The organism is Pseudomonas sp. PVC-5-1 (assembly GCF_057444345.1).
Window position 1 is genome coordinate 3548886 of record NZ_CM172024.1, and the last position, 24898, is coordinate 3573783.

The 24898-nt window shown below is 60.0% G+C and carries 51 protein-coding genes; 29 read left to right on the forward strand and 22 right to left on the reverse strand.

Annotation, left to right across the window (positions count from 1 at the left end; all coding sequences use genetic code 11):
- The 15 genes from AC2T3R_RS16110 to AC2T3R_RS16180 all read right to left on the reverse strand — a co-directional run bounded on the left by AC2T3R_RS16110 (nucleotide 1) and on the right by AC2T3R_RS16180 (nucleotide 5937).
- Nucleotides 1-141: a hypothetical protein gene (locus AC2T3R_RS16110; RefSeq protein ID WP_486743945.1), complete on the reverse strand. Its 141-nt coding sequence runs from the start codon at nucleotides 139-141 to the stop codon at nucleotides 1-3.
- Complete coding sequence (locus AC2T3R_RS16115) at nucleotides 138-743, reverse strand: recombination protein NinG (RefSeq protein ID WP_486743946.1); 606 nt, start codon at nucleotides 741-743, stop codon at nucleotides 138-140. Before AC2T3R_RS16115 ends, AC2T3R_RS16110 begins: the two co-directional genes overlap by 4 nt.
- Nucleotides 743-991, reverse strand: coding sequence for a hypothetical protein (locus AC2T3R_RS16120; protein WP_039615284.1), 249 nt, complete (start codon nucleotides 989-991; stop codon nucleotides 743-745). Before AC2T3R_RS16120 ends, AC2T3R_RS16115 begins: the two co-directional genes overlap by 1 nt.
- Complete coding sequence (locus AC2T3R_RS16125; RefSeq protein WP_027907135.1) at nucleotides 988-1458, reverse strand: NinB/YbcN family protein; 471 nt, start codon at nucleotides 1456-1458, stop codon at nucleotides 988-990. The genes AC2T3R_RS16120 and AC2T3R_RS16125 overlap by 4 nt, the downstream gene beginning before the upstream one ends.
- Nucleotides 1455-1673 (reverse strand): hypothetical protein, encoded by a 219-nt coding sequence (locus AC2T3R_RS16130; protein ID WP_486743947.1) that lies wholly within the window; start codon nucleotides 1671-1673, stop codon nucleotides 1455-1457. Before AC2T3R_RS16130 ends, AC2T3R_RS16125 begins: the two co-directional genes overlap by 4 nt.
- Nucleotides 1670-1996 (reverse strand): phiTE_015 family protein, encoded by a 327-nt coding sequence (locus tag AC2T3R_RS16135; RefSeq protein ID WP_486743948.1) that lies wholly within the window; start codon nucleotides 1994-1996, stop codon nucleotides 1670-1672. The genes AC2T3R_RS16130 and AC2T3R_RS16135 overlap by 4 nt, the downstream gene beginning before the upstream one ends.
- Nucleotides 1993-2208, reverse strand: a complete 216-nt coding sequence (locus tag AC2T3R_RS16140; protein ID WP_486743949.1) for a hypothetical protein — start codon at nucleotides 2206-2208, stop codon at nucleotides 1993-1995. The genes AC2T3R_RS16135 and AC2T3R_RS16140 overlap by 4 nt, the downstream gene beginning before the upstream one ends.
- A complete protein-coding gene (locus AC2T3R_RS16145) occupies nucleotides 2208-2417 on the reverse strand; it encodes a hypothetical protein (protein ID WP_156510870.1) in 210 nt (69 codons plus the stop codon). The genes AC2T3R_RS16140 and AC2T3R_RS16145 overlap by 1 nt, the downstream gene beginning before the upstream one ends.
- On the reverse strand, nucleotides 2417-3178 hold the full coding sequence (locus AC2T3R_RS16150; RefSeq protein WP_486743950.1) for a replication protein P: 762 nt from the start codon (nucleotides 3176-3178) through the stop codon (nucleotides 2417-2419). Before AC2T3R_RS16150 ends, AC2T3R_RS16145 begins: the two co-directional genes overlap by 1 nt.
- Complete coding sequence (locus AC2T3R_RS16155; protein WP_486743951.1) at nucleotides 3175-3954, reverse strand: helix-turn-helix domain-containing protein; 780 nt, start codon at nucleotides 3952-3954, stop codon at nucleotides 3175-3177. Before AC2T3R_RS16155 ends, AC2T3R_RS16150 begins: the two co-directional genes overlap by 4 nt.
- The gene (locus tag AC2T3R_RS16160) at nucleotides 3951-4373 is read right to left on the reverse strand and encodes a hypothetical protein (protein ID WP_486743952.1); all 423 of its coding nucleotides are present in this window, start codon (nucleotides 4371-4373) and stop codon (nucleotides 3951-3953) included. The genes AC2T3R_RS16155 and AC2T3R_RS16160 overlap by 4 nt, the downstream gene beginning before the upstream one ends.
- Nucleotides 4370-5218 (reverse strand): phage antirepressor KilAC domain-containing protein, encoded by an 849-nt coding sequence (locus tag AC2T3R_RS16165; RefSeq protein WP_486743953.1) that lies wholly within the window; start codon nucleotides 5216-5218, stop codon nucleotides 4370-4372. Before AC2T3R_RS16165 ends, AC2T3R_RS16160 begins: the two co-directional genes overlap by 4 nt.
- Nucleotides 5219-5310: 92 nt before the next feature.
- Entirely contained in the window at nucleotides 5311-5490 is a 180-nt protein-coding gene (locus tag AC2T3R_RS16170) for a hypothetical protein (protein ID WP_064614162.1), read from the reverse strand.
- An 18-nt stretch (nucleotides 5491-5508) separates the two neighbouring features.
- Complete coding sequence (locus AC2T3R_RS16175) at nucleotides 5509-5697, reverse strand: hypothetical protein (protein WP_004573832.1); 189 nt, start codon at nucleotides 5695-5697, stop codon at nucleotides 5509-5511.
- Between the two features lie 30 nt (nucleotides 5698-5727).
- Nucleotides 5728-5937 carry a hypothetical protein gene (locus AC2T3R_RS16180; RefSeq protein ID WP_024086961.1) on the reverse strand — a complete coding sequence of 70 codons (210 nt, stop codon included), beginning with the start codon at nucleotides 5935-5937 and terminating at the stop codon, nucleotides 5728-5730.
- Between the two features lie 90 nt (nucleotides 5938-6027).
- Here AC2T3R_RS16180 and AC2T3R_RS16185 point away from each other — a divergent pair, with 90 nt between their 5' ends.
- The 3 genes from AC2T3R_RS16185 to AC2T3R_RS16195 are packed head-to-tail and all read left to right on the forward strand — an operon-like array spanning nucleotide 6028 to nucleotide 8118.
- Nucleotides 6028-6849 (forward strand): S24 family peptidase, encoded by an 822-nt coding sequence (locus AC2T3R_RS16185; RefSeq protein ID WP_024086960.1) that lies wholly within the window; start codon nucleotides 6028-6030, stop codon nucleotides 6847-6849.
- Between the two features lie 2 nt (nucleotides 6850-6851).
- Complete coding sequence (locus tag AC2T3R_RS16190) at nucleotides 6852-7082, forward strand: hypothetical protein (RefSeq protein WP_486743954.1); 231 nt, start codon at nucleotides 6852-6854, stop codon at nucleotides 7080-7082.
- A 49-nt stretch (nucleotides 7083-7131) separates the two neighbouring features.
- Complete coding sequence (locus AC2T3R_RS16195) at nucleotides 7132-8118, forward strand: SDH family Clp fold serine proteinase (RefSeq protein WP_486743955.1); 987 nt, start codon at nucleotides 7132-7134, stop codon at nucleotides 8116-8118.
- A gap of 166 nt (nucleotides 8119-8284) precedes the next feature.
- Here the strand turns inward: AC2T3R_RS16195 and AC2T3R_RS16200 are convergent, their stop codons facing one another.
- A complete protein-coding gene (locus tag AC2T3R_RS16200) occupies nucleotides 8285-8599 on the reverse strand; it encodes a DUF1654 domain-containing protein (RefSeq protein WP_392502034.1) in 315 nt (104 codons plus the stop codon).
- Between the two features lie 529 nt (nucleotides 8600-9128).
- Here AC2T3R_RS16200 and AC2T3R_RS16205 point away from each other — a divergent pair.
- A complete protein-coding gene (locus AC2T3R_RS16205) occupies nucleotides 9129-9338 on the forward strand; it encodes a hypothetical protein (protein WP_486743956.1) in 210 nt (69 codons plus the stop codon).
- A gap of 63 nt (nucleotides 9339-9401) precedes the next feature.
- Entirely contained in the window at nucleotides 9402-9578 is a 177-nt protein-coding gene (locus AC2T3R_RS16210; protein WP_284384996.1) for a hypothetical protein, read from the forward strand.
- Here AC2T3R_RS16210 and AC2T3R_RS16215 read toward each other — a convergent pair.
- Nucleotides 9563-9856: a hypothetical protein gene (locus tag AC2T3R_RS16215; protein ID WP_486743957.1), complete on the reverse strand. Its 294-nt coding sequence runs from the start codon at nucleotides 9854-9856 to the stop codon at nucleotides 9563-9565. The two genes, AC2T3R_RS16210 and AC2T3R_RS16215, sit on opposite strands and share 16 nt — an antisense overlap.
- Before the next feature lie 483 nt (nucleotides 9857-10339).
- On the opposite strand from AC2T3R_RS16215, the gene AC2T3R_RS16220 reads away from it, so the two are divergent.
- From AC2T3R_RS16220 to AC2T3R_RS16275, 12 genes are all read left to right on the forward strand, one after another.
- The gene (locus AC2T3R_RS16220) at nucleotides 10340-10618 is read left to right on the forward strand and encodes a hypothetical protein (protein WP_196183924.1); all 279 of its coding nucleotides are present in this window, start codon (nucleotides 10340-10342) and stop codon (nucleotides 10616-10618) included.
- Nucleotides 10615-10827 carry a DUF551 domain-containing protein gene (locus AC2T3R_RS16225; protein ID WP_207833645.1) on the forward strand — a complete coding sequence of 71 codons (213 nt, stop codon included), beginning with the start codon at nucleotides 10615-10617 and terminating at the stop codon, nucleotides 10825-10827. Before AC2T3R_RS16220 ends, AC2T3R_RS16225 begins: the two co-directional genes overlap by 4 nt.
- Nucleotides 10828-10847: 20 nt before the next feature.
- Nucleotides 10848-11102 carry a hypothetical protein gene (locus AC2T3R_RS16230; protein WP_207833647.1) on the forward strand — a complete coding sequence of 85 codons (255 nt, stop codon included), beginning with the start codon at nucleotides 10848-10850 and terminating at the stop codon, nucleotides 11100-11102.
- A complete protein-coding gene (locus tag AC2T3R_RS16235) occupies nucleotides 11099-11329 on the forward strand; it encodes a hypothetical protein (protein WP_279839608.1) in 231 nt (76 codons plus the stop codon). Before AC2T3R_RS16230 ends, AC2T3R_RS16235 begins: the two co-directional genes overlap by 4 nt.
- Nucleotides 11326-11520, forward strand: a complete 195-nt coding sequence (locus tag AC2T3R_RS16240) for a hypothetical protein (protein WP_486743958.1) — start codon at nucleotides 11326-11328, stop codon at nucleotides 11518-11520. The genes AC2T3R_RS16235 and AC2T3R_RS16240 overlap by 4 nt, the downstream gene beginning before the upstream one ends.
- A gap of 120 nt (nucleotides 11521-11640) precedes the next feature.
- Nucleotides 11641-11787 carry a hypothetical protein gene (locus tag AC2T3R_RS16245; RefSeq protein ID WP_172227661.1) on the forward strand — a complete coding sequence of 49 codons (147 nt, stop codon included), beginning with the start codon at nucleotides 11641-11643 and terminating at the stop codon, nucleotides 11785-11787.
- A 10-nt stretch (nucleotides 11788-11797) separates the two neighbouring features.
- Complete coding sequence (locus AC2T3R_RS16250) at nucleotides 11798-12664, forward strand: ATP-binding protein (RefSeq protein WP_486743959.1); 867 nt, start codon at nucleotides 11798-11800, stop codon at nucleotides 12662-12664.
- On the forward strand, nucleotides 12661-13332 hold the full coding sequence (locus AC2T3R_RS16255) for a 3'-5' exonuclease (RefSeq protein WP_180689651.1): 672 nt from the start codon (nucleotides 12661-12663) through the stop codon (nucleotides 13330-13332). The genes AC2T3R_RS16250 and AC2T3R_RS16255 overlap by 4 nt, the downstream gene beginning before the upstream one ends.
- 8 nt (nucleotides 13333-13340) lie before the next feature.
- Nucleotides 13341-13841 carry a single-stranded DNA-binding protein gene (locus AC2T3R_RS16260; protein WP_486743960.1) on the forward strand — a complete coding sequence of 167 codons (501 nt, stop codon included), beginning with the start codon at nucleotides 13341-13343 and terminating at the stop codon, nucleotides 13839-13841.
- Between the two features lie 2 nt (nucleotides 13842-13843).
- The gene (locus AC2T3R_RS16265) at nucleotides 13844-14032 is read left to right on the forward strand and encodes a hypothetical protein (RefSeq protein ID WP_486743961.1); all 189 of its coding nucleotides are present in this window, start codon (nucleotides 13844-13846) and stop codon (nucleotides 14030-14032) included.
- Between the two features lie 81 nt (nucleotides 14033-14113).
- Nucleotides 14114-14479, forward strand: coding sequence for a DUF7740 domain-containing protein (locus AC2T3R_RS16270; RefSeq protein ID WP_486743962.1), 366 nt, complete (start codon nucleotides 14114-14116; stop codon nucleotides 14477-14479).
- On the forward strand, nucleotides 14454-14762 hold the full coding sequence (locus AC2T3R_RS16275; protein ID WP_486743963.1) for a hypothetical protein: 309 nt from the start codon (nucleotides 14454-14456) through the stop codon (nucleotides 14760-14762). Before AC2T3R_RS16270 ends, AC2T3R_RS16275 begins: the two co-directional genes overlap by 26 nt.
- Before the next feature lie 4 nt (nucleotides 14763-14766).
- Here AC2T3R_RS16275 and AC2T3R_RS16280 read toward each other — a convergent pair whose 3' ends face one another.
- Nucleotides 14767-15459 (reverse strand): hypothetical protein, encoded by a 693-nt coding sequence (locus AC2T3R_RS16280; RefSeq protein WP_486743964.1) that lies wholly within the window; start codon nucleotides 15457-15459, stop codon nucleotides 14767-14769.
- Nucleotides 15460-15470: 11 nt separating this feature from the next.
- Here AC2T3R_RS16280 and AC2T3R_RS16285 point away from each other — a divergent pair, with 11 nt between their 5' ends.
- The gene (locus AC2T3R_RS16285) at nucleotides 15471-16016 is read left to right on the forward strand and encodes a phiTE_072 family protein (RefSeq protein ID WP_486743965.1); all 546 of its coding nucleotides are present in this window, start codon (nucleotides 15471-15473) and stop codon (nucleotides 16014-16016) included.
- 23 nt (nucleotides 16017-16039) lie between these two features.
- Here the strand turns inward: AC2T3R_RS16285 and AC2T3R_RS16290 are convergent, their stop codons facing one another.
- Entirely contained in the window at nucleotides 16040-16261 is a 222-nt protein-coding gene (locus tag AC2T3R_RS16290) for a sigma-70 domain-containing protein (protein WP_028697923.1), read from the reverse strand.
- A gap of 273 nt (nucleotides 16262-16534) precedes the next feature.
- On the reverse strand, nucleotides 16535-16714 hold the full coding sequence (locus tag AC2T3R_RS16295) for a hypothetical protein (protein WP_100413979.1): 180 nt from the start codon (nucleotides 16712-16714) through the stop codon (nucleotides 16535-16537).
- 134 nt (nucleotides 16715-16848) lie between these two features.
- Here AC2T3R_RS16295 and AC2T3R_RS16300 point away from each other — a divergent pair, with 134 nt between their 5' ends.
- Nucleotides 16849-18633 (forward strand): DNA cytosine methyltransferase, encoded by a 1785-nt coding sequence (locus tag AC2T3R_RS16300; protein WP_486743966.1) that lies wholly within the window; start codon nucleotides 16849-16851, stop codon nucleotides 18631-18633.
- A gap of 17 nt (nucleotides 18634-18650) precedes the next feature.
- On the opposite strand, the gene AC2T3R_RS16305 is transcribed toward AC2T3R_RS16300, so the two are convergent.
- Nucleotides 18651-18983, reverse strand: a complete 333-nt coding sequence (locus AC2T3R_RS16305; RefSeq protein ID WP_414933522.1) for a hypothetical protein — start codon at nucleotides 18981-18983, stop codon at nucleotides 18651-18653.
- Between the two features lie 228 nt (nucleotides 18984-19211).
- Here AC2T3R_RS16305 and AC2T3R_RS16310 point away from each other — a divergent pair, with 228 nt between their 5' ends.
- The 10 genes from AC2T3R_RS16310 to pbpG all read left to right on the forward strand — a co-directional run bounded on the left by AC2T3R_RS16310 (nucleotide 19212) and on the right by pbpG (nucleotide 24211).
- Complete coding sequence (locus AC2T3R_RS16310) at nucleotides 19212-19892, forward strand: morphogenetic protein (protein WP_486743967.1); 681 nt, start codon at nucleotides 19212-19214, stop codon at nucleotides 19890-19892.
- Nucleotides 19889-20140, forward strand: coding sequence for a hypothetical protein (locus AC2T3R_RS16315; RefSeq protein ID WP_486743968.1), 252 nt, complete (start codon nucleotides 19889-19891; stop codon nucleotides 20138-20140). The genes AC2T3R_RS16310 and AC2T3R_RS16315 overlap by 4 nt, the downstream gene beginning before the upstream one ends.
- Nucleotides 20137-20433 (forward strand): hypothetical protein, encoded by a 297-nt coding sequence (locus AC2T3R_RS16320; RefSeq protein ID WP_486743969.1) that lies wholly within the window; start codon nucleotides 20137-20139, stop codon nucleotides 20431-20433. The genes AC2T3R_RS16315 and AC2T3R_RS16320 overlap by 4 nt, the downstream gene beginning before the upstream one ends.
- Nucleotides 20430-20825 carry a DUF2591 domain-containing protein gene (locus AC2T3R_RS16325; RefSeq protein WP_486743970.1) on the forward strand — a complete coding sequence of 132 codons (396 nt, stop codon included), beginning with the start codon at nucleotides 20430-20432 and terminating at the stop codon, nucleotides 20823-20825. Before AC2T3R_RS16320 ends, AC2T3R_RS16325 begins: the two co-directional genes overlap by 4 nt.
- On the forward strand, nucleotides 20822-20977 hold the full coding sequence (locus AC2T3R_RS16330) for a hypothetical protein (protein ID WP_023661632.1): 156 nt from the start codon (nucleotides 20822-20824) through the stop codon (nucleotides 20975-20977). Before AC2T3R_RS16325 ends, AC2T3R_RS16330 begins: the two co-directional genes overlap by 4 nt.
- A 49-nt stretch (nucleotides 20978-21026) precedes the next feature.
- On the forward strand, nucleotides 21027-21200 hold the full coding sequence (locus AC2T3R_RS16335) for a hypothetical protein (RefSeq protein ID WP_023661633.1): 174 nt from the start codon (nucleotides 21027-21029) through the stop codon (nucleotides 21198-21200).
- A gap of 62 nt (nucleotides 21201-21262) precedes the next feature.
- Entirely contained in the window at nucleotides 21263-21739 is a 477-nt protein-coding gene (locus AC2T3R_RS16340) for a hypothetical protein (RefSeq protein WP_486743971.1), read from the forward strand.
- 38 nt (nucleotides 21740-21777) lie between these two features.
- Nucleotides 21778-22119 carry a hypothetical protein gene (locus AC2T3R_RS16345; RefSeq protein ID WP_247727032.1) on the forward strand — a complete coding sequence of 114 codons (342 nt, stop codon included), beginning with the start codon at nucleotides 21778-21780 and terminating at the stop codon, nucleotides 22117-22119.
- Nucleotides 22020-23153, forward strand: coding sequence for a tyrosine-type recombinase/integrase (locus AC2T3R_RS16350; protein WP_285691317.1), 1134 nt, complete (start codon nucleotides 22020-22022; stop codon nucleotides 23151-23153). Before AC2T3R_RS16345 ends, AC2T3R_RS16350 begins: the two co-directional genes overlap by 100 nt.
- A gap of 131 nt (nucleotides 23154-23284) precedes the next feature.
- Nucleotides 23285-24211 (forward strand): D-alanyl-D-alanine endopeptidase, encoded by a 927-nt coding sequence (gene pbpG, locus AC2T3R_RS16355; RefSeq protein WP_023662495.1) that lies wholly within the window; start codon nucleotides 23285-23287, stop codon nucleotides 24209-24211.
- 151 nt (nucleotides 24212-24362) lie between these two features.
- On the opposite strand, the gene AC2T3R_RS16360 is transcribed toward pbpG, so the two are convergent.
- Entirely contained in the window at nucleotides 24363-24809 is a 447-nt protein-coding gene (locus AC2T3R_RS16360; RefSeq protein ID WP_013973129.1) for a hypothetical protein, read from the reverse strand.
- Nucleotides 24810-24898 lie beyond the last annotated feature (89 nt).

The following is a 24898-nucleotide window of genomic DNA, read 5'->3' on the forward strand; positions in this document are numbered from 1 at the left end:
TCACCCCCCTGCCCGCTTGGCCTTGCTCAAAATCAATTCTTCGTAGCTGCGCTTGCGGCGCACGGCGCCTGCCCATGACAGCGCCACACCAGCCACCACCATGAGGGCGGCCATAATCAAAAACCCCCACGCTGGCGTCATGCCGCGGCCCTCCTCAGGTCTTTGAGTTTTTGCCTGTACAGGGCCTTGATGGCCTGCAGGTCTTCGATGATCAGGCGCTGGGGCTTATGAGGCCCTTCGAGCCAATCCACCTGGTCGGCGCCGATGCGCTTCACCAACCGGATGCGGTACTCGATCGCGTTACCCGACAGGCTCCGGTTGCACTTCACGCACTGGCGGTGGACGTTCAGCGGCTCGAAGCGCAGCTCCGGGCAGGCGCCCACAGACCGGTAGTGGCCGGCGTCCCAGCGGCTGCCGGTGATGAGGTCGTGGTCGCTCGGGTTAGAGTCGCAGCTGATGCACGGCAGGCCGGCGTCGCGCTCGCGGATGTAGGCATTGAACGCGGTCTGTGCCTCGGCCATGTGCTCGCGACGGGTCTTCAGCTTCTCCCGGCGCTCCTTGAGGTCTTCCCGGGCCTGCTTGGTGATTGCCTTGGCCGCGACCTTCTGCAGCTTCGGGTCCTTGGCCATGGCCTTGGCACAGGCGATGCTGCACACCTTCTGCGTGGTCATGGACGGTTTGAAGGACTTGCCGCAACCTGGCGCCTTGCACTTCTTGGGCTTGATCTCCTTGATCGCAGTCATCAGCGATCCTCCCGTTTCTGCCGCTGGTAGAAGCTCGTGACTACCTCGGCCAGGAACCGGCAGCCCATCTCACTAAGCCCGCTGGCAAAGTCCGCCGCGGCACCGGCACGCCCGGCGTACTCTTGATCCAGTCGCTGAGCCACTGCGGAACAGAAGGAGCCAATATCCTCGGCGTCCATCTCTTTCACGACCTTCTCGGCCGAGAGGAACACTGTGGTTTGCGTTGTGATTCCAAGTCCGTCGCTCATGCCGCCTCCTCGCTCAGCAAGTCACTGAACACCACGCCCTGCGGCGCGAACTCGGCCACGATGCGGTCTGTGTACTGGCAGCCCTGGGCCCGATCGAACAACCGGGTCACCGGGAAGCCATCCGGCCCGAACATCGCGCACGGCCCCATCAGGCGAAGCTTCACCTCATACGGCAGATGGATGAACGACTCGGCCCAGCCGGTGCGGAACTCATCGCAGCCGGCGCGCATGATCGGCACGCCGAAGTGCAGCTTGCAGTACCGGCGCACATCCTCGATGTCGCCCATCTCGGTGCTCTTGGCGATTCGGTCGTACATGGCAAACCACAGGGCGTTCTGATCCAGGGTCCGGTCCTTGCCCGGGCGCATGGTAACCACGACGAACTTCTTGTCGCGGAACAGACGGGTGAGCATGGTCACGGCCTCGGAGAGCTTGGCCTGGCTGTTCACGCTGATCTTCTCAGTCATGCCACCACCTCCTGCAGCTGCTTATCCGCGGCACGAACCCGAGCGGTGAGCTGGCTGATCTCGTCGAGCAGACCAAGGGCGACTTCCTCAACCGTGGTCTCGCCGAGGAACTCGTCCAGCGCGTCCGTGTGGCGTTCGAGGGCATCACTGCCGGCGCGCCAGGAGGCGACAACCGACCACAGCAGGGGCTGAAGCTTTTGCTTGTCGATTGTCATGGCGCCACCTTCAGACCCTGAGCTTCGATGACCGCACGGACATCAGGGAGCCGAGCAAGGCCAACAGGGTCATGCTGTGCGAGTTCGTATGAAAGCTCGATCACTGAGCCCAAGTGCTCGGTCAAGCCTTCGTATGCACATGCCGATGGAAGCTCCACCAGCACGGCCTCGCGGGAGGCCTGCCAGGCCCACGCTGCAGCCTTCAGCATGGCGGCAGCATCGTCGTTGGCGGTGGCGGTCATCTCGCCGAAGCCGAATTCTGCGCGGAAGGCGCCGAGGAATTCGGCCTTCATGGCCTCAGTCATACTGTGGATGTCGTTCATTTGCTCACCGCCTGCCAGTAGGTTGTCTGCGTCGGGGAAGTGACCACCAGGCCTTTTCGCTTGAGTCGCTGACAGGCCTTGGATACCTCTTCGCGGCTCAACCGGACGGCGCCGGACATGGCCCAAGCCGTCGAACCCAGGCAGCGTTGGAGGTACTGCAGCACTCGCGCATCAGCTTCTGCGCGCTGCTCGCGCATCTTGTTGGTGTCCATCAGTGCTTCTCCTCAAGCTTGTTCAGCAGCCAGGCGGTAGGAATGGCAGCCAGCAGGATCGCCGGGCCTGCCATGAGGACCAGCTTCGCGGGCAACCAAAGATCCAGCCCTACGGCGAACTTGACCCACAGGGTGAAGGCAGCAGATGCCGCGATGATCACGGTCGGAGCCAGGACGATCATCAGGACTGCCTTGAGGTAATTTCGCATCACACCCCTTCCCCGGCCGGCTGCCCAGCGCGCTTGATGTTCAACTTGGCCAGCAGGTGTGCACGGCACGCGGCGGCGCTGGTTGGGATCTGCTGGATCTCCAGCAGGCGGACCTGCTTCTGGGCGGCGTACTCGTCGGCCAACTGCGCGGCGCTCTTCTGGCTGTCGTGGCCGATGCCGGTGGCGATATCGCCCAGTGGCTCGCCGGCGACCAGCATGCGGATCGTGATGTCGTAGGCCCGGGCGAATACCTTCTCGGCTCGCTCCACCTCCATCGATCCAAGGTTCTGCGCCTCGCACTGCAGGGCCGCGTGGCGAACCGCTGCGTGCGTCCAAACGCGTGACCCTGCCCTGCTGGGGTGGAAGTTCTCCAGCGCCTCTGCCAGGGCCCGCGCAAGCGGCGGAATGCCCATCTCCTCCGGGGTCGGCTGGCACAGCTTGATGAACTTGCCGCTGCTCGGGGCGAAGTCGGTACCCAGCACCCGGCATTTCTGGATGCCGAAGCGGATCTGCTCGAGCGTGTTTATGCCAGCGGCGATGAAGGACTTGATCCAGCTGCGCTTGGCGGCCTTCAGCGCCTCGTCGTCCGGCCAGGCCTGCTTCCACGCCGGGAAGATGGCCTGCAGCTCCTTGAACAGGGCATTGACCACTTCGGTGGCGCCAGGGTCAAGCTGCTTGGCCGGAGCCTGCGCTTCGGCGGGCAGGTTACGGGCCGTGGCCATGATCTGCGTGACGCTGCGCAGTTTCGGTTGTGCGGTCATAAGCCCCCCAGGTCATCAGCCCAGCTGGTGTCATTGAAGTCCGGACCGCTGCGGCGCTGGCCCTGCTGGCCACCCGGCAGTACCTTCTCCGGGAACAGGCCGGTCCAGCCGTTGCTGATGGACTGGTTGATCACGGCGTCGGGCGCGTGGTGGCCGGCCAGGGTCTTGGCTTGGCGGTCACAGGTGGTCTTGGTCAGTCGCTTGCCGATCTCGCGGCGGTGCTGGCACCAGTCGGCCCATACGGCGTCGCTGACGTTTGCCGGCTTTGCAGTCATCGGATCGAACTTAGGAGCCTTCTTCAGAGCCGTAGGAGCGTCAGCGACTGGCCCCTTCGGTTCTTTGGTGGTTCCTTGATGGTTAATTGATGGATTGGGTGCAGCTCCTGCACCCCGTTCTGTCGTGGTTTGCACCCCGTTCTGTCGTGAGCTGCACCCCGTTGCGTCGCCATTTGCACCCCGTTCGGAACCGGGTGCAGCTGGTGCACCCCGTTCTACGCACAGGTCATAAACGGTTGGGCGGCGGTCGTGACGGTCGATGTAGGCACCGGCAATAGCCTGATTCCCAAGGCGAATTACCCCGATCTCCAGCAGGTGGTCGAGCTTGTACTTCACCGTGCGGATGGACAGGCCGGTGTCATCGCTGATGCTGGCGGAGGACGGAAAAGCCCCTCGGCCGTTCTTGTCGGCATAGTTGGCCAGGACCAGCAGCACGTAGCGCGCAGTGGCGTCTACGATGTCGCGCTGCTCCAAGGCCCAGGACATGGATTGAACGCTCACTGGGCACGCTCCAGGGACGCAGCATCACGCTGTTGGCAAACGAGCAGGAGCTCGGCATTACGCTCTTCACGTGCCGCTTTTCCACGGCGCCGCATGCCCACAACGTGCCGGTATGCCCTGAACTTCAGGCCAGTCCCCGGTGGAATGTCATTCGCAGCCTCCTCCAGATCGCAGCGGACTTCTCTGTAGCAGTAGGCGCCTTCCTCGTGGTCCCGGAAATCGGTTGAGTTGAGCTCGTTGACATAGAAGTCACGGGCTGCTTCGCACTGGGCGCAAGTCTTGTAGGTAGAAACGTCACCATCCCAGAGACCAGAGACGAATTCGTAGCGGTCGCCAGGCTCAATGTAGCCACGGCATTCCGTGCAGGTGTGACGTTTGCGCGCGATGCGGTGCGTCTCAGTGTGGAATGCGGGACTCATGCTGCACCCCCAAGCAGAGCAGCTTCACGACCAGCCCAGAGCGATTGCAACTTGGTGAAGCCTTTGCCAGTTACCTTGCAGGTGAACTTGGTCTTGCGCTCGCCTGTTTCAGGGCACTTGTAGGAGTGCGGCTCCGCAACCAGATACCCTGCCTCTACCTTCCCCTGGTACGGGGTGTTGTGGCGATCCAGCCAGCGCTGCTGCCGCATGAAGGCAAACAGCCGGTTCTGCCCGGTACCAATTGACTGGGCGACTTCGCGGACAGAATGAATGCTGGTCGAAGTAATGACGGCATTGAAGAACTCTACCTTCGGTGCGTCAGCCACCACCTTCTGCTCGAGCAGCTGATTTTCCTGGGCCAGCTCGGTGTTGTCTGCCTCAAGCGAGACGACCTTGCGCACGTTGTCGGTGAGCAGAGCAAGCAGGACTTTCGGGTCGCTTAGCGAGGAAATGTCAAAGGCGGGCTTGGCATGGGCCATCCTCCAGAACTCCTTGACCAAGCGCTTCTTGAAGTCGCGGACGATCGAAGTGTTACGCATGTAGGTGAGCAAGAGGGTCGCTTGCTGCTCGTTCAGCAGCGCGATCTCGCGGGACTGGGCGCCGCCAGCAGTTTCAAAGGGTTCGATTTGAAATCTGACCCCTCCGAATTCGCTGAAATCGGCCTGATACTTGCGAACCAGCGCGATCACGCTGGCGTGCTCGTTGTCAGTTTCGCGGGCGACGGTGACGGTGCTGGTGACAGCTTCACCATCGAAAACCGTGACTATTTCCGTGCGCGCCACGAAATCGTGGTTCGCATTTTGTGGCGCGGGCCGATTGAGGGCCTGTACACTTTGGGTCTGCATATGCATAATTCCCTTCAGAGTTTTGTGTTGCAGAGAGCCGGGCCGTAATCCCGGCTTTTTTGTGCCCGCAATTCGGGCTTATCAGGGCCTGTTCAGGCCTTGCGCTGGAACGGAAGAACCGCCCCCCTCGCGTTTCGAGGTTTCGTTCGGCTGGCCAGCTCTCGATCAATCAGCTCGGCTGCTAGCGCTTCCGGGGTAATCCCCCGCTTTCGCGCCTCTCGCTCAAGCAACTCCATCGATCCCTGATCCAGACCGAATTGTTCGGTCGGCATAGGGCCTCCTCGCGGCCTTCAGGCTGCGGTTTGATCGCCGGTATTCTCCGAAGCCAGGGCAGCCAGCTGCGCTTCCAGCAGTTCGCGGCACAACACGGCACGCTGGGTGCGGTGATACGCGGCTAATGCCTGGATCAGGTTGAATGTGTCCTCGTCGACCCGGACCTTGATCTCGCGGTCATGCAGGTGCTTGGGGTTGGCGTACATGCGGGGATAGCTCCTTGCAGTTGGAAATGGTTAGGCGGCGGATTTCTTGAGCGAGTTGGCCGGGTCGTCCTCACGTTTCGCGATCAGCGCCCCGCTCGACTCCTTTTCCAAAACGCATTGCATTGGGTAGGAGAACCCGCCTGTCGTACGGCACTGAGAAACGCGGCTGCCGGTAACGCCAAGGGCGTCTCCGATTGCGCGGCCGGTGCCGAAAAATTTCAGGGCTTCGTCGTAGGTCATGGGTGTTTCTCCGATGTCTGCCACCGAGTTTAGAGTTCTAAACAAAACAAGGCAAGTTATCTAAACAATGAAGTGTTTAGAATCCTTAATATGGAATTCAAAGACCGCGTCGTAGCGCGCATGAAGGAGCTAAATCTCAGCTCCACCGACCTCGTCAAACTGACTGGCGTGTCCAAGGGAACCGTGAGCTTCTGGATCAACGGAACGAACGGCGCCAAGGGCAAGAACCTGCTCGCCCTGGCGAAAGCACTTGAGTGCTCAGCCGAATGGCTGTCGGACGGCACTGGCCAGGCTACTGATCAGTTCTCATCTGCCGGTGCTGCGTCGACTACTGCAGAGCTGGTTGCGCAGATGCTGGCCTCCAAGGCCGGGAAGAACCTCTCCGAAAAGGCACGCGAGGTGATGATGGCCGCCGCGGCTGAGGCTGACAGCCCGGACCATGGCCAGGAGTACCTGCCTTCTGCCTACTCAAGCCTGAAGCCGACGCAGGAAGAGATTCTCATCCCCCAGTACGACGTTCGGGCAGCGATGGGCCATGGCCAGGTGCCGGCCGACTACAACGAGGCGGTACGCAACCTGGTGGTGCGCGAGGAGATCCTGCGCGAGAAAGGCGTGACCTATACCGCTCCCTCGGCACTGGCGATGATCACCGGCTGGGGCCAGAGCATGGAAGGCACGATCAACGACAAGGACCTGGTCATTGTCGATCGCGGGATCAACGAGTTCATCGGCGAAGGCATTTACGTGATCACCTGGCACCAGGAGCTGTACATCAAGCGCCTGATGCGCCTCGATGAGGACCACTTCCGCCTGATCTCGGACAACAAGCACTACGAGAACCAGACCGCGCGGATCGATGACGTTACGGTGCACGCTAAGGTGCTGCTGATCTGGAACGCAAAGAAGGCGTAGCCATGCCCCTAACCAAGCCCAACCAGCAGTTGCGCCGAGACCTGAAGGATGCAGCCTTCGCCTTGGAAAGCGCCGCCCTGGAGATCTTCCACAAGGCCCAAGGCGGTGAGGAAGCCCAGTTCCTAGAGGCGATGAAGCGTGTCGGGGAACTGCATGAGCTGGCGGATAGGTTGGTGGGGTATGGGGATGAGGTGAAGGTGGGAAGGATCTGCAGAGAAGCTGTGGGTAAGTAGGCTAGTGTCGGCCTTTCGAGCGACACAAACACGGAAGAGGTGTGTCTAATTGGCGATAGTTGAGGAAATCGCGAAGCTTAGCGCTCGCGCAAAGAAAGACTGCTACGTCTATGTCGGAGGCATTAGCAGGAATGGGTATCGAGAAATAAGCGACCACTTCAGGAAAAAGACCTTCCCTGAAGCTTACCTATTCCTAGCTACCTACGGCGGGGATCCTGACGCCGGCTTCCGCATAGCACGAGGGCTTAGACACCATTACGACAAGCTAACCATCATCGTCCCGTCCTACTGCAAGAGCGCCGGCACGCTTTTGGCTATCGGCGCGGATGAGCTCGTTATTTCCGACTTGGGTGAGCTTGGGCCTTTGGATATGCAGTTGAAAAAGCCGGATGAGCTTTTCGACATGTCATCGGGGTTGGACATTACCCAGGCAATGGCCTTCCTTCGAACCCAGTCAACAGATATCTTGAAATCGACGCTTGTCGACCTCAAGGTAGATCTCGAAGTGACGACAAAGCTTTCGGCGGAAATTGCGACGAAAATGGCGCACGGCCTGGTGTCACCTATCTATGCGCAAATCGATCCTTATAAAATCGGCGAATCGCAACGAGCAATTTCGATAGCATTTGCCTATGGAAAGCGCCTGAACGATAAGATCAAGAATCTAAAATCTGACGATTCCCTTCGCTCACTTGTCCTCGACTATCCGTCACACGGGTTCGTAATCGACCGTAAGGAGGCATCCAACGTTTTCAAAAACGTTCGCGCCCCAAACGAAATGGAACAAGCGGTCGTGGATGAAATCTACGATGTGTGCAAGAATCCATCTGGTGGACCACTGGTCTTCCTGATACCCCCTTCTTCTGATGATGACAACCTTGAAGGCAATGAAAATGCTGAAAATGGAACAGATAGAGAATCTGCTCAAGACAGCTCGCCAGAGCGATCAGGCGAGCTCGCTGCAGAGCCTGATGCGCGAAGTAACCAAGGATCAGATCAAAGCAGCCAACCAGTATCCGATTCCCAAAGCGAATAATCACTCCAGGCCCCACGCCTGCGCTTGAGATTTACTGGACCCTGAAAGCCCGCCTCGGCGGGCTTTTTCATGCCTTCACGCTTTTTTCACGCCCTACCCTGCACAGTGAAGGCTCATCCGATTCCCTACGTTAGCCCGCATAGCAGTGCGGGCTTTTTTGTGCTCGTCAGAAAGGCGCCTCCTCCTCGATCGCAACAAATTCATCATGAGTTTCTGCCTGGGGATCGTCCTCGGAGAATGCCTCCCAACGCAACGTGACCGAGGCATCCTCCTCGTTGAATTCCATTTCTATCCCATCAGTTTCCTTGAGAACCCCCATAACCTCTTCCCACTCGCGGTCGCCATCGGTATCCAGCCGGTGAATTACAACCCATCTCTGCTGCTGCGCGGTCGGGTGGTTGATCATCGACGACACCCGAAGGCCCAGGCGCTCCACGCCCGACATGACCGCTCTCTCCTGCTGCTTCTGGGACTTTGCCATCTGTCACTCCAATAACTGTATATCCATACAGGAACGGCACAAGAGTAGCCGATCTCCTACAGGCCCGGAAGTCTTGACATTGCGTCGCTTGTAGAGGCTTCCGTTCGTCTTGCCTGTTTAGATTCCTAAAATAATTCTTGACGCATTCTGTTTAGTTTTCTAAATTTGGCTCAAGCAGTCACTCACGAGGGACTGCAGAGGCCCTCAAGCCTCACCGCTCTTTCACATTGATGGGAACCTCGCGGATCGATCCCGGCAACGGCACAGCGCGAGCAATAAATTCGATCCCCATGCCAGCTCTGGAACTGGCCAGCTCGAAGCCATGCGGCGCGCTCCCTCACTGAAAGCGTCAAGCGGGCCAAGGGTTGAGCTGCAAACGCTCCCTGCCGGGTAGCCCTCAGAACGGGCTGGTGCACTGGTACAGCGGGTCACGCCGGGGAACCGGTGGAGGCTGCAGCAAGCAAGATCACGATTTCACTGATGCAGCTTGGCGACAGGCTGCATTGGGAAATCACAACGGATTACCCAAATGAAAATCACGTCACAGCAGAAGAAATTCAGCCTTCCATTGGCCGGCTTCATCGCCTCATGCATTGCCTGGTATCTGACCTTGGGCACGTTGTGGGCGATTCTCTGTGTGGCGCCTATGGTTGCCTGCTTCATGGTTTTCGCCACCTACAACGGTGACCGGATCCTCAAGCTGATCAAGTCTTGGCTTGAGCGAGACGGCTGGAAGTAACAGACGATTCCCCGGTGCGCCTCAAGCGGGTCGCATCAGGGGGAATCCACTGGAGGAATGGCGATGAACGAATCCCAGGTCAAGCAAGTTGAAGAGATTGTTCAAGAGGTCGCTATGAGCTGCGGTATCAGCTTCGATGCTGCCTTCGAAATGGCGATGGGCGTGCTAAGCCTGCACGCCATCGACACTGTACCCAGTGGCAAGGGGAAGGCTGGAGGCCCCGTTCAATCTGCTGTGTAGAGGAAGGCTGCCCACTGGTTCTGCTGAATTGCGCAAACAAAGACCGCTGCGTCTTTAGATGGCGATAATGGCTTTGAGGTAGCTCTGACCTTGTCTCTCAAAGCATCAAGGCTGAGCCCGCTGTCTCCGAAGTAAGTGCCAATTGGCATTGCGTAATCTTTTCCGTCACTAAACCTAACAGACCTCTTCATGCCCAAGATTTCCATCGACTCATGGAGATCTTCATAGCTACTGGCGCTGGCCCCAAACAGCTCAACACGCACTAAGTATTGCGTCATGCAGATGTTCCTTATCTCGACTGTGGAGCTAGGAGCATATGGTTTTCCCTCGACTGTGGAAAGCGAGGAAACAGGGAGCCTGCCCCTGTAAAAACAGGCGCCTATTCCCTTGACTGCCAGGAACAGACTGGCCCGATGCCCTGCTCCCCATCGCAGGCTGCATCGGAGTGTGATCTGAGTACCGTCACCCAGCGCGAGAGCAATGGACGGCAAACGTCATACAGATCACACCCCGATGCAGAGTAGCGCCCAGCTCAGGGCGCGGTTACCGAAGCACCTGTGGACGTCCCTTCCCTCGCACCGGGGGTAAACGAATTGCGCCGCTGGATGGGTCCACGCCAAGCCAGCTGCTGGGGTAGCGCCCGGCATCTGCATCCCCTTCCCTTCACATCGACCGCATTAGTCAGGCGCCAGGCCACCTTTCACGGTGGGTTTGGTCACCCGCGCATGGCGCCTGGCCAATGCGGTCCAGAGGATCACCACATGCACAATTGCACCGATACCCAGGCTGTGTGCCGGGGCTGCGGCCTCAAGTTGCGCGGGTCGCCTTCTTGGAAAGGCGGGCTGGCCTATCACCCCGACCCAAAAGGAGAAGTGCACCGCTGCCACTACGGCGGCTGGGTGTGCTCGCGGCGCTGTGACATCAAGGCCTGCGTCGAGCTGGAAGGAACCATGCCCGGGTGCGGCGGCGTGGATAGCTTCAGTCGCCTGTCGATCTACGCGAGACAGAGCATCAACAGCAATTGGCCGGAGGCAGCATGAGCGAATGGATCAAGTGCAGCGATGCTCTGCCCGGTGATCAGTACGACGGTGTCGCAGTGATCGTTGCTGCGCTCAATCACGCAGGACAGCTCATCTCGGAAACAGATGTTTGGCACAAGGGCCGCGGCCAAAATCGTCAGGGGCACTTCGAGTTTTGGACGAATACGGCCACCCACTGGCAGCCCCTCCCTTCCCCACCCACCGAGTAACCCACCACCTGGAGGCGACCATGGCTCGCGAGCATGAGCTTTACGCAGACAGCGCCCAGGCCCGCGAGGTCGACCGCCAGTACCAGCTCTTTGGTGACCCGTCGTGGGTTGACCATATGACTTCGGAGCAGGCCCGGGCGAACAACGAGGCCTGGAACACGATGATCCGCGAGCGTGATGAACGCCAGCAGGTTGAAACCCGCCGGGTGATCGCCTCGGCACTCGACAAGATGGAAGCCATGTGCGGCTCAGGTGCCGCCCGGAGGACAGCATGAACAAGAGTACCCGCCAGGCAGTGGTCGATATCATCGACTCTCGATTCACTGCCATCTGCGAGAACTTCAGCGACACGCTTCGCGGCGAACTGGTCATGGCCATTGACCTGGCCGGCCTGACTGGCGCCATCGACATTGGCGAGCAGCGCAGCTACACCGAGCGCCTTAACCGCATCATTGCACGCGACCACGAACAGTGGATGGAGATGCACGGGAGGGTGGCATGAGCACAACGCCTGTGAAATCGCTCATCGATGAGCAGTTGGAGCAGATCGAGCGCACCCTGGCGGTGATCAGCTTCGGCCTTCCGTTTAACGAGGCCGTCGGCCTTCCGCGAGAGACGCCAGTCTCCAGCCTGACCCGTCGCCTCGGCGCAACCATGAAGGGCCGGCGAATCGCCGTCCGTGTGCGGCCATGACCGGATATCAGCGCGCCCGACGATTCGCCATGTGGCGCGGGGGCTTCTTCACCATTTCCCTTTGCACTGCCTGGATGCTCGCCAGCGCTTACGCAGGCTGCATCACCTCCTGAGGCAAACATGAACACAACACCCCGCCTGGCCGCCCAGCTCGACTGGATGACGGTCGGATCGTTCTCGCCTGAGCGGTACCAGGGCGAAGAGCGCAAAGAGTACGAAGAAGAGGCCGCTCGCATTGAGCGGCAGTGGGACAACCAACCGAACTGAGGGCATCCCAATGTTCAAGAAAGCCGAACGTAAGCAGGCAAGGCTACGGCTAGCACTTACCGGCCCATCTGGATCAGGCAAGACCTATTCCGCGCTGCAACTGGCCATCGGCCTGGGCGGCCCGATCGCGGTAATCGATACCGAGCACGAAAGCGCCTCGCTGTACGCCGACCTGACCGACTTCGACGTCATGGGGCTGAGCGCGCCGTACTCGCCGGAGCGGTACATCGAGGCCATCAAGGCCGCTGAGGCCGGCGGCTATTCGACGCTGATCATCGACAGCTACTCGCATGAATGGGTCGGCTCCGGTGGCTGCCTTGAGATCAACGACACGATCGCCAAGCAGCGCTACAAGGGCAACACCTGGTCGGCTTGGAACGAGACGACGCCGCGCCATCGCAAGCTGGTCGACACCATCCTGACCAGCCCGCTGCACATCATCTGCACGATGCGCAGCAAGACCGAGACGGTCCAGGGCGAAGGCAAGAAGATCCTCAAGCTTGGCATGAAGTCCGAGCAGCGTGACGGATCTGACTACGAGTTCACCGTAGTGCTCGACCTCCTCCACGACGGCAACGTTGCCGTGGCCACCAAGGACCGTACCCGGCTCTTCGATCAGCCTGAAGTGATCAGCCCAGATACCGGCCGGCGCCTCTTGGCCTGGCTGAACGATGGCAAGTCTCAAGCTGATCTCCAGGCTGCGGCACTCGACGACGCCCTGTCGAAGATTCCGATCACAGAAACGATGCAGGAGCTGCAGAGCGTGTTCTCGGCAGCCTATCGCGTCCTCGAGCAGTCCCCTCACCTCCTTGCGCAGTTGAATGCCGCGAAGGACCAGCGCAAGTACGAACTCACCCCTCAGGAGCAATCAGCATGAAAGCCTGCATCTTCGACAGCGAAACCACCGGCCTGAACGACCCTCAACTGGTCGAGGCCGCCTACCTGCAACTGGCTGCCATTCCTGGCCTGCCGGTGGCTACCGAGTTCCTCCAGCGCTACAAGCCGGGCAAGCCGATCGAGCTCGGAGCCCTGGCCACCAGCCACATCCTCGACGAGGAGCTGGCGGATTGCCCGGACCATACGGAATTCCAGTTGCCCGCCGAGATTGAATACCTGGTCGGGCACAACGTCGACTACGACTGGGGCGTCATCGGAAAGCCAGAGCTCAAGCGCATCTGCACCGCGGCGCTGAGCCGTCGCCTGTGGCCTGACGCCGACAGCCACTCGCAATCGGCGATGATCTACCTCCACTACCGCGAGCAAGCGCCAGGCCTCCTGCGCAACGCCCACGCCGCGCTGGACGACGTGAAAAACTGCCGCCTGCTGCTGGTCAAGATCCTCGATGCACTGGCTACTGAGCTGGGCCGCCCGGTGACCGACTGGGAAGAGCTCTGGAGCATATCGGAAGACGCCCGCATCCCGACCGTGATTGGCTTCGGCAAGCATCGTGGGGCCAAGTTCAGCGACCTGCCAGCCGATTACCGCCGCTGGCTGCTCAACCAACCTGACCTCGACCCGTTCGTTCGCAAAGCACTGCAGCGCTAGGAGACACCATGGCCCGCGGAGTAAACAAAGTCATCCTGGTCGGCACCTGCGGCCAGGACCCCGAGGTCCGCTACATGCCCAATGGCAACGCGGTCACCAGCCTGAGCCTGGCTACCAGCGAGGCATGGACCGATAAACAGACCGGACAGAAGGTCGAAAAGACCGAATGGCACCGGGTAGTGCTGTTCGGCAAGGTCGCCGAGATTGCCGGCGAGTATCTGCGCAAAGGCTCGCAGTGCTACATCGAAGGCAAGCTGCAGACCCGCGAATGGGAAAAGGACGGAATCAAGCGGTACAGCACCGAGGTGCACGTCGATATCAACGGCACCATGCAGCTGCTGGGTGGTCGTCCAGACAACCAGGGCGGCGGCCAGCAGCAACATCGCCAGCCTCAACAGCAACGCCAGCAGCAACGCCAGGCCCCCCAGCAGAATCAGCAGGCCGCGCCGCCGGACAATTTCGACGACGACATCCCGTTTGCCCCGCTCCACGACCTCGCAGGTGCATAGCCATGCCACTCGCAACCATCCTCGACCTGCTCCAGCGCCGGAAGGAACTGGAGCAGCACCTGCAGCTGCTGTTCAACCGCAGCTGCCAGTGGGGCCGTGCCGAACGTGTGCGCGGCGCTGCCACCATCGAGAACCTGACCCAGCAGCTGTTCGAGATCACCGAGCAGATCGACGCGGCGCGCGCGGCATGAAGCGCATCAACACCCTGGTCCGCCAGCGCCGGCGGCAAGATCAGTTCCACCTGCCGCCAAGCGGCCTCACGGAGCAAAGACATGCAGAAAGCACCCTCTGGAGTCGTAACCCTACCGGCCTGGATGAATCGGCCGGTCAAGAAGCTGTACAACACCCGCAGCGGCGGCCAGTACCGGCCTGATGATGTGGCCCTGGCCTTTGCGCTGAGCCTGCGCGAGCACGACAGCGCCGATCACCTGCGCAGGCTGGCCCGGCGCCTGGTCGAAAAAGTCTGCCTCGAGCACCAGCCGAACATGAAGCGCCTGGCCCGCGAGCCGGACGACGCCAAGGTGTTCGACGCCGCGCTCAAGATCATCAACCGGGTGTGCGACCTGCTCGACATCGGGCCGGGCGCCACCTTCGTGCGCAATGGAGGCGATGATGGCTCTGACGCAGCAGCAGCGTGATGAGCGCCGGCGCGAGAAGGCCGAGCGCCTCCAGGAAGAAGACCTGCGCTTGAAGGTTCGACCAGGGACAAAACAGGCCCTGCAGGAACTGATGGAGTGGGCCGGCATCGAGGAACAGGGCGAGGCGATGACGCTGATGATTCATCACCTGCATGGGCTTGGGCCTGGCGGCGCGCTGCCGCTGCTGACACCTCCGCGCCACGAAATCACGGTTTCACCGGCTGTGGCGCTCAAGCTTCAACTGGCATATCTGCGTGAAGCCAGTAGACCGGCACTTGAGTGAGGCCCTAGACGTAAGATCGCAGTTTGTGTCCTGATAGCGCCTCTCCCGTGAGCCGCCGACATAACACATCCATGGCGACCTCACATTCTTTGATGCGGTCAATACCATACGAGTGCAGGCCCTTGATGAACGGTTTAATTTCGTCATCTTCCGAGAAGTTGATGAAGTGATCCCGAACATGCTTCACCTCGGCTAGCTTTTCGTAAAGCTCACTCGTCGCTTTGAAAAGGTCAGCATCAATCTCTGCCAGCCCGACGTAGAGCTTCTCGAAGACAGAGGTGTGTACCGGCCACAGTACGCTCGACTCCGAAAGCTTTTTTATGTGGAAGTGAATTCTCTCACTACCCGCTGAGGTCTTGTGGTACGAGATGCCCGTCAACCCAGGGTTGTCGATTAGCTCACACATCTCCTTGAGGGTAGAGACTGTCCAGGCATTTTTGCGCAACTCCTCCAGTAGAAGCTGCTTGTAAGCGGTCACCTTCCTGCTCCTCTCCTTCCGTCGCTTGCAGTACTCGATGATCTCTTTGAGGGTGAACAACCCGATAGCCGCGATGACGGTTGCTGGAAGAATGCTCTCTATATTCAACTGTTTGCCTCGCCGAGGTTTCACCGGCCATGCGCCGGCGGCAACCATATACCCCACCCAACAACAAATATCCACCATGCCGCTTCCGGCCACGGAGGGCGGCACATGCATGGAGTACCGTAATGCAAGTCGAGACCTCGACAGTCACCAAGCTGCTGATCACCGGCGCCGAAGGCCTGGACCCGATCAGCGTCTACCTCGAAGACTTCGAGCCCTGTAAGGGGAAGATCACCGTCAGCTGCTACGACAAGACCTGGCACGCTTACTGGGGCGGTATGTGGGATGACCTGACCATCGGCCAGTTCTTCTGCAAGCTGCACGACGCCTACATCATCGGCTACTTCGACCGGTCGCTGAGCTCTCGCCGGTTCAGCGCCGAGGCCTTGGCCGACAAGGCGCGGAAGGTGATCGTGCAAATGCGGCGGGACCGGGATCTGGACGCAGAAGACGCCAGGAGCCTGATCGACGAGGCCGAAGATGTTCGATACACCAGCTCGCTCGATGAGTGCGGCGGCGCCCACCGCGAGTTCCTGCACCGCGTATTCGGTGACGACTGGTGGAACCTGCCGGCCGACGCCATGGAGCGCAACCCTGACTGGGACTACCTCTGCAGCATCATCGCAGCAGTTCAGCAGGCCCTTGCCAAACAGTTCCCGATAGCCTCCTGACTGTCCTTCGCTGCCAGCCAGCCTCAGTCGACTGCGCGCCCGTCAACACAAGATTCAACGCACGCAACAATCGCCGTAAAGCTACCGGTGAAGCTGTGCCGAAGCTCTCTCGGCATGTCGTAGGAAAAGTGGACAAGCCAAGATCCGTCGCCCAGCAGCACAGCCTCCTGACGGTACTTATCAACCTGATCCTCATCAATGCCGAGAGCTGCTGCGATTTCCTGGTTTGTTGGCTCGCGGTCCATCGGGTATTCATCTCGTTGACTGGTATTACAATGAATAACCCAAATGCCATTAAATTGCCACTATCAGGTACAACACCGGCCAAGCCGGTGCATGCATGGAGAAAACCATGAGCGATAACCAGACCCCAATCGGCTGCATGGACCACGGAAAGACATAAAGGCGACCGAATGCCTGACTGGGTTGGCCAAAGCCACTGCTCGAACCTCAACTGCAGGTGCCAGGAATTCCTGAATCGAGCCTGACCCTCCGGCGCTGCCCGCGAGCGCCTTCCCCTATTCAACGACGGGGTCGGCACCCAGGCCTTTCCGGTAGCGCGCAATCGCGATGATCTGGCGCAGGCAGATGACCACTTCCTTCTTCAGGTGGTCATCCGGCAGACCGATCTTTTTCAGCATGGCCTGGGCTTCTTCCTCGATCGAGGCAAGGGCCTCGGTATCGCTTTTCAGCGTCATGGCGACCTCCTCCAGGTCGAGTCAGCCATGAATTGATAGCTCATCAGAACAATGCGCGCCAACTGCGGCGCCTTCCCCTATTCAACGATAACGCCTCCCCGGCGAGGGCGGCGCCTGCACGCAAGGACCACAACATGACCTGTATGACCTCCCTCGCCCTGCCCTTCGAAAAGGAGCTGGTCGTCGATCTCTTCGCCGGCGGTGGCGGCGCCAGCAGCGGCATCGCCGAGGCGTACCGCGAACCGGATGTGGCGGTAAACCACAACCCAATCGCCCTGGCCGTGCACCGCGCCAACCACCCGCAGACCGAGCACTACGTTGCGGACGTGTTCGAGGTCGACCCGATCTTGGCCACCAAAGGGCAGCCGGTCGGCATCCTGTGGGCATCGCCCGATTGCCGCCACCACAGCAAGGCCAAGGGCGGAAAGCCGCGCAACCGCAAGATTCGAGGCCTGGCCTGGGTGATCATCCGCTGGGCATACCAGACCAGCCCGCGGCTGATCTTCCTTGAAAACGTCGAAGAGTTCGCCGACTGGGGGCCGCTCGATGATGAAGGCAAGCCGATCAAGGCCGAGAAGGGGCGGACCTTCAAGGCTTTCGTTGCCGTTCTGGGTAACGGCATCCCGGAGGATCACCCAGACCTGCCAGAGATACTGGCCGAGATCGGCGAGCACGTACCGAAAGAGGCCCTGATCCGGGGCCTGCGCTACAACTTTGATCACCAGGTGCGGGTCGCTGCGGACCAGGGCGCACCTACCATCCGCAAGCGTCTGTACGGCATCGCCCGACGCGATGGCAAGCCGATCGTCTGGCCGGCGGCGCAGTACCACAAGAATCCAGCCAAGGGCCAGAAGGCCTGGCGCTCTGCCGCCGAATGCATCGACTGGGAACTGGAGGGCCGCACGATCTTCCGCGAAGACGCCCTGGTGGAGAACACCATGAACCGAATCGCGAAAGGCCTGTGGCGGCACACCCTGGCTTGCAACGACCCGTTCATTGTCCCTCTGCGCGGCACCTCGAAGTCGCACACCAGCACGCACAGCGTTGACGATCCAGTTTCCACCATCAGCGGCGGCGGCACCCATCACGCACTGGTGCAGCCCACAATGGCCGTGGCGTGCTGCCTCACTGAGCACGCCAACAGCTCTACACAGCGAACCTTCGATGCCGAAGAACCTCTGCGCACGCAAGTTGCTCAGGTCAAGGGCGGTCATTTCGCACTGATCACTGCCAACCTGGTGACGCTACGCAACGGCTGCGTGGGGTCACCGGCAACCAGCCCTGTCGGCTGCATCACACGCAGCGGCGGGCATCACGCCATAGCCTCGGCTCACCTTGAGCAAGCGAACGGCGGGTTCTACAAGGGCGACGGTCGCAGCGCGGATGATCCGTTCTCGACGATCCTGGGCAAGGGCTCCAATCAGCGCCTAGTCACGGCCTACATGGTCAAGTACTACGGCGCGGAGAAGGACGGCATCTCGATGCGGGAGCCGGTGCACACCATTCCGTCAAAGGATCGGATGGCAGTCGTACAGGTCGTCCAGCTGCACAGCCACACGCTGACCGACGAGCAACTGACTGGGGCTCGCAAGTGCGCAGCCTTCATGCGGAAGTACCTGCCCCAGCACTTCACCGAGCACGCCGACGTTGTGATGGTTGGCGATTACGTGATGGTCGACATCACTCTGCGCATGCTCAAGCCGCACGAACTGAAGCGCGCCCAAGGTTTCCGGCCCGACTACATCATCGACCGCGGGCTGTTCCTCGATGAGGAAACCGGCCAGCTGTACTGGAAGGGGATTTCTGGTGCAGACCAAGTCAAGCTGCTAGGCAACAGCGTCTGCAAGGACGAAGCCCGGGCGCTGGTCGCAGCCAATGCATCTGAGCTCATTGAACTCTACCAGCGCCTTGCAGCATAAATTAAATGGGTAGGCCTTCAGGCCTGCGGCGTAAGGGCAACGCCACTGGCGAGATAGAGCAGTCTGTTGATTTGGCGGACCGAGCTGGCGAGCTCATCCCCAACCACGCTTTCCAGCTCTGGTTCAAGATAATCGCTAAGCTCAGCAAGGATTGATTTGATGTCCTTAAGTGATAGTCGAACCTGCAGATCATACTGACCGGTCAAGGTAGGGTCTTCGGTAGCCTGCAATGTCATTGTCAAAGCAAGATTCTTCTTTGAATCCCCTTCAATGGCAAGAACGGGGTCTTTCTTCGACCGTATGACGGACCATCCTGTGCGGCGATTGGATCCCTGACGCTTGATTTCCATAGCTTTCTCCTGGTGGGTAGGTTCATCAAGGCGAAGATACCGGCAACAAAATAGAATTGGAAGAAATTAAAACTTCTTTACCCAAGCATTAATTCTATTTTAGGCGTTAGAACCCCCCGCTTCGCTATCCAATCTGCCCCGCTCAGGGGCTCTAGAATCGAGCTTTCAGACGCACCATCTACCCCTCCCCTCTATTCAATGCCGCGATATGGCGGCCAAGGCGAAGCTATGTCTCAAGCAAAGGAACGCCCGATGCTGTTCAACGGGCCGATGGCCAGCGCTGTGCTGGATGGCCGCAAAACGGTTACCCGCCGCGTGGTCAGCGCAAGGTCACTCAAGGAAATTGGCTATGGCGTTCAGTTGGGCGAGTGCCATGAGCTGCCGGCGGATGGCAAGGTGCACCCGAACAGCGCCGGCTACTACGCCGACCTCTGCCCTTATGGCCAACCAGGCGACCTGTTGTGGGGGCGAGAAAGCTTCTGGCAGGCGGGCGAATGGACGTCCTCATACCCCGAGGGCGACTGCGACAAGTGGAATGGCTCTCGCCGCATCCACTACCGCGCTGATGGCGAGCCGCCAAATGAGCCGAACCGCCACTATCCCCGCGCCTTGCGCAATGGTTCGTACTCTGCCGCCGACCCTGACCGTATCTGGCGTGCACGGCCAAGCATCCACATGCCCCGCTGGGCCAGCCGCATTCTGCTGGAGATCACCGAGGTTCGAATTGAGCTGCTGCAGCACATCACCATCGGCCAGATCTGCAAAGAGGGCCTGGCCCGGTCGATGTACGAATTCATTCCGGCAACCGCCGCTTTTGATGCCTTCGCCGAGCTTTGGAATTCCACCGGCGGGGACTGGGACGCCAACCCTTGGGTCTGGGCCATCGAGTTCAGGAGGGTGCAGCCATGACCCGCCTCGTCCTCTGCCTCCTGCTGCTGGCCACAGGCGCCAGCGCAACCGAGAACGTCATCGACGTGCAGCACGACAGCCAGCGCGGCGTCACCTGCTACCTGCTGAATGGGGTCGGCATCAGCTGCATCCCCGACAGCCAGCTGCAGGCCGGCAACCAGCGCCAGCTCTCCCCGCACGAAACCCAACCCGAACCTACACCCGCCATGGCGCCTGGGCGCTGGATTGATGAGAGGTATGAGCTGTGACCGAAACGACGACAGTGCAAGCGCAGTTCGAGGCCTGGCATCGGAACACCTTGAGAGTGCTCCAGGGTAGCGGGCAGGTCAGTGCTGCGCGGAAGATGATCGACCACAAGGATCTGATGCAGGTTGTTTGGGAAGAGTCTCGAGCAGAAGCCGTCGTGCAGTTCCCGATGCGAACGCCATACGTGGAGTACTTCTCTGATGTCGAGGGAGGTGAGTTCAACTACAGCCGCTACCTGGATGATCTCAAGAAGAACATCACCTCCCTGGGCTTGGGTGTGGAGGTGACGACATGACCGACCTGATCGAAGTGAAGACGGCAGACCTGGTCGGCGAGGCCTTGGGCTGGGCAGTAGGCAAGGCTGAAGGCCTGGACCTGCAGCTGGCTCCGCCCGGCTACAACGGCGTGCCGTGGCGGGTGTTCGCCCTGTACCGCGCCGCAGTGACCGAGCGCACCGAGCGCTTTAACCCGTCGGAGGACTGGGCGCTGGGCGGGCCGCTGGTCGAGAAACGCATGGTCAGCCTCCATTGCCCACAGAGCACAGACGACATCTGGGCCGGCTGGGTGATCACCGACAAGGGGGAGTTTTGCCAGGCCGGTGACAGCGCCCTGATCGCCGCCTGCCGCGCCATCGTCGCCGCCAAGCTCGGCGATACCGTCCAGGTGCCGAAGGAACTGTGCCAATGAGCAACTACCAATTCTGCCTGATCCTGTCGCTACTGTTCTTCATCGCGGCCAATGGCGTCGGCTCCAATGGCGCCGCGGCGATCGGCTACCTCATCGGTATTGCCTGCAGCTTTGCTGCGCTGGTCTGGTGCTTCCTGGAGCGAAAATCATGATCCTGCCCCTGATGTACATGGCCTACCTGATCTACAAAGGACCGCGACCATGAAAGCGCGCATGACCTACTGGAACGGCTCCTGGTGGTGCCGGCGAATGGGGTGCACCGGCCAGGGCTCGACGATGAAAGAGGCCTGGGACGACATGTGGAAGCTGTACTTCGAAGCCGTCCGTCCTGCTCGCCCGCAAACCTTCCATTCGCCGCGCGTCCGCTGCGGCTGAATAAAACTCACCCCTCCCCCCTACTACTCAAGCCCGCCGACATGCGCGGGCGAGGATTCCCTATGTCCGCAACTCAGCAATTTCATCAAACCGCCAATGACTGCCTGGAGCGCATCGCGGCCGATCTGTGGCCAGGCGCAAAGCTGGCCCTGGTCATCTATACCCCGGGCAAGCCCGAGCTCGACATCGTGCTCAAAGACAGCGGCCTGAATGTCGACGAGGTCGTCAACACTCTGCGCCGACGCGGTGGCCTGGGTCTGGATGGCGAGAACATCTACAAGCGGCTGCTCTGTGACGCAATCATCGGCGCCATGGCCTTCGGCAAGCAGAACAGCAACCCGCCGCCGGAAGGCCATTGGGGCAAAGAGTTCTGGGATATCGGCCGGGCCGAGGGCAAACAGCGCGATGAGCTTGTGGCCGCTCTTGAGCACCTGGTTGCCGTGACCACGCCTGATGCCAATGGCCGAGTCGGTGCCGAGGAAGAACACCTGGCATCCCTCGAGCATGCCCGCGAAATGATCAGGCTGCACCGCGGCTAACCACCAACCTGCCGCCACCGGCGGCGTGGAGAGCACCTATGCAGGAAGACCATAAGCCGTTGACTTGGGCCTTGGACAAGGTACCCGAGAAGAAAATGGCTGAATTGATTGGAATCACGCAACGCGCGCTGGAAGGAAAGCGCGTCCGTGGCGTGATCCCGGAAGGCGTTTGGAAAAAGATTGACAACCGGATTTTCTACAGCATTAGGAGATACGAAGCGTGGCTGGAAGGAGCATGGGGCTACCCGCTGGAGTTGAGTTCCACAGAAGCGCAATCCGCATCCGCTTCATTTGGAATGGTGAACGTCGAACTGAAACCCTCCCGTATCCCCAAACCGCAAAGGGGATCAAGGCGGCCGCAGATCTACGCGCTCAAGTAAAGAGCCTGATAAGGCATGGCGTACTGGATGAGCAGCGGTACGCCGAATTGTTCCCCAAATCGACTTACATCGACAGGGCAACAGAGATCACTTTCGGCGAATACGCTCAAAGCTGGCTTGACTGCCTTGAGGTCGTGAACGACACCAGGTCGAATTACAAAGGATTGTTGAATAGGTACTGGATGCCCAAGCTGGCGACACGCCCTATCAAGGGCATATCAACGCTGGACCTGAGGAGGGTGGTATCTGGTACCGCGTGGAAGAGTTCTACAGTGAAGAGAGCTGCGATTGCGATCGCGAAGCGGATGTTCAAGCAGGCAGTTTTTGATGAGGCAGTAGACAGGAGTCCTGCTGAGGCCATTCAGCTGCCGCAAAAGAATCGCAAGGCAGTAGAGCCATTCTCAGTAAAGGAAGCAGAAGTTCTGCTGGAATGGATGCGGTCGAACCTGTCCCGATGCAACCAGATCTACACTGCATTCTTCGAGTTTGCCTTCTTCACCGGCATGAGAACCGGCGAGATCATGGCGCTTCGATGGGACGAGATCGACCTTGAGAAAAAGACCGCGTTCATTTGTCGAATCGTGGTCGAGAAGCAGGTTATAGAGCGGACCAAGACAAAGTACACCCGGACCGTGATGCTCAACGCACGCGCTTTGGAGGCTCTGAGCAAGGCGCGTGAGATTGCAGAAGATCGGGCAACGCAGAAGCGCCGGGTCTCAACCTCGTCGCCGTATGTTTTTCAACCGTCAGGGTCATCGCCACACATGCTTTCCCCTGACACACCTGGAACACACTTTATCCAGGCCCTGAAGGGGACCGGCATACCTGCGCGGCCCCAGTACAATTGCAGGCACACATATGCAACGATGTGCCTAATGGCCGGCATGAATCCAGCCTTCATTGCAGGCCAGCTGGGGCACTCAGTTCAGGTTCTTCTGAGTACCTACGCAAAATGGCTAAACTCGGCGAACGACTGGGCAGAAATTGAAAAGCTTGGTCTGTCAGAAAATGGTACCAAAATGGTACCGGATTAAATTTCGTTCACGTTGCGCCCTTTAGTCATAAGGCATTCGACAGCAAATCAGCCATACTCCAGAATGCAGCGGTTTTTTGGGGGAAAACCCTTGCACAGCCAACGACATACCAACTTTTAGTGAGCCTCAACGTGAAAACATCCCTGTCCATCCTCAGCCTGCTGCTGTTGCTCACAGGTACTGCGACCCTTCCGTCGACCGCTGCTGCACAACCCCCGGCCCAGGTTCAACGTGACCCATCCAAGCTGCACCTCGCCTCGGGCAGCGCCCTGCTGATCGACCTGAACACCAACCAGGAGCTGTATTCGAGCCACGCCGACCGCGTGGTGCCGATTGCCTCGGTGACCAAACTGATGACGGCGATGGTAGTGCTGGATGCCAAGCAGCCCATGGATGAGATGCTCACCATGACCATTGCCAACAACCCGGAAATGAAAGGCGTGTATTCGCGTGTGCGGCTGGGCAGCCAGCTCGACCGCCGCGAAACCTTGCTGATTACCCTGATGTCATCGGAAAACCGTGCGGCCAACACCCTGGCCAACCATTACCCCGGCGGCTACCCGGCGTTCATCAAGGCGATGAACGCCAAGGCCCGCAGCCTGGGCATGGCGCACACCCGCTACGTCGAGCCGACCGGCCTGTCGACGCAGAACGTGTCCACGGCCCGTGACCTTGCCAAGCTGCTGATGGCGTCGCGCAAGTACCCGATGCTGAGCGAACTGTCGACCACCCGCGAGAAGACCGTGGCCTTTCGCAAGCCCAACTACACCCTGGGCTTCCGCAACACCGACCACCTGGTGAACAAGAGCAACTGGGACATCAAGCTGACCAAGACCGGCTTCACCAATGAAGCCGGCCACTGCCTGGTGCTGCTGACCCGCATGGACAACCGCCCGGTGGCCATGGTGATCCTCGACGCCTTTGGCAAGTACACCCACTTCGCCGATGCCAGCCGCATGCGCCAGTGGCTGGAAACCGGTGCTGCCAAGCCGGCGCCGGCGGTGGCCATGCAGTACAAGGCAGAGCGGCAGAACAAGGGGCGCCTGGCGGCCGAATGACCGGAGCCGGAATGATGGGGCCTGCACCGGCCCTATCGCCGGCAAGCCAGCTCCCACAGTGACAGCACCAGGCCTGCGAGAGCAACTGCCCTGCGCGGTCCATGTGGGAGCCGGCTTGCCGGCGATGGGCTGCACAGCAGCCCCAAGTTCGTCAGGCCGTGGCGCTGACCATTCCGCCCGCGCTGCTGCCACCCTCTTGCTGCAACAACTCCAGTAACTGCGCCGTGGCCGCCATGATCTGCCCGTTGATAGTGGCAATGCTCGCCTGCTTGGCTCCCACCGCAGCCGCCTTGGCAGCCTCGTCCATTTTGCTGTCCATCAATGCAGCAAGCTGCTTCTGCTCCTCGGCCAGCTGCTTCTGCAAATCCTTGATCAACTGACGCAGCTCGGACACGGCCTGTGACTCCCCACTGCCTTCACTGTCCGTGGATTGCGCCTGGCCAGCCCCGCCAACCTTCATGCTGTCGCTACTGATGCTCAAGGGCCCCAGTGCCTCACCAGCCTGTTTCGCCTGCTCGCGATCGGCAGTTGCGTTCGCACTCAGCGTCTGGGCCGAAACGCCGTTGATTATCAAATTGCTTGCTGTTATCCCGCTCATCTCGGTTCCTTGCCTCGAGTTGGCTCCTTGTCGTACCCCCTATCGGCCACCCCTCACAGTTCTTTAGTCCGCTTAAATTCCCCCCCGAC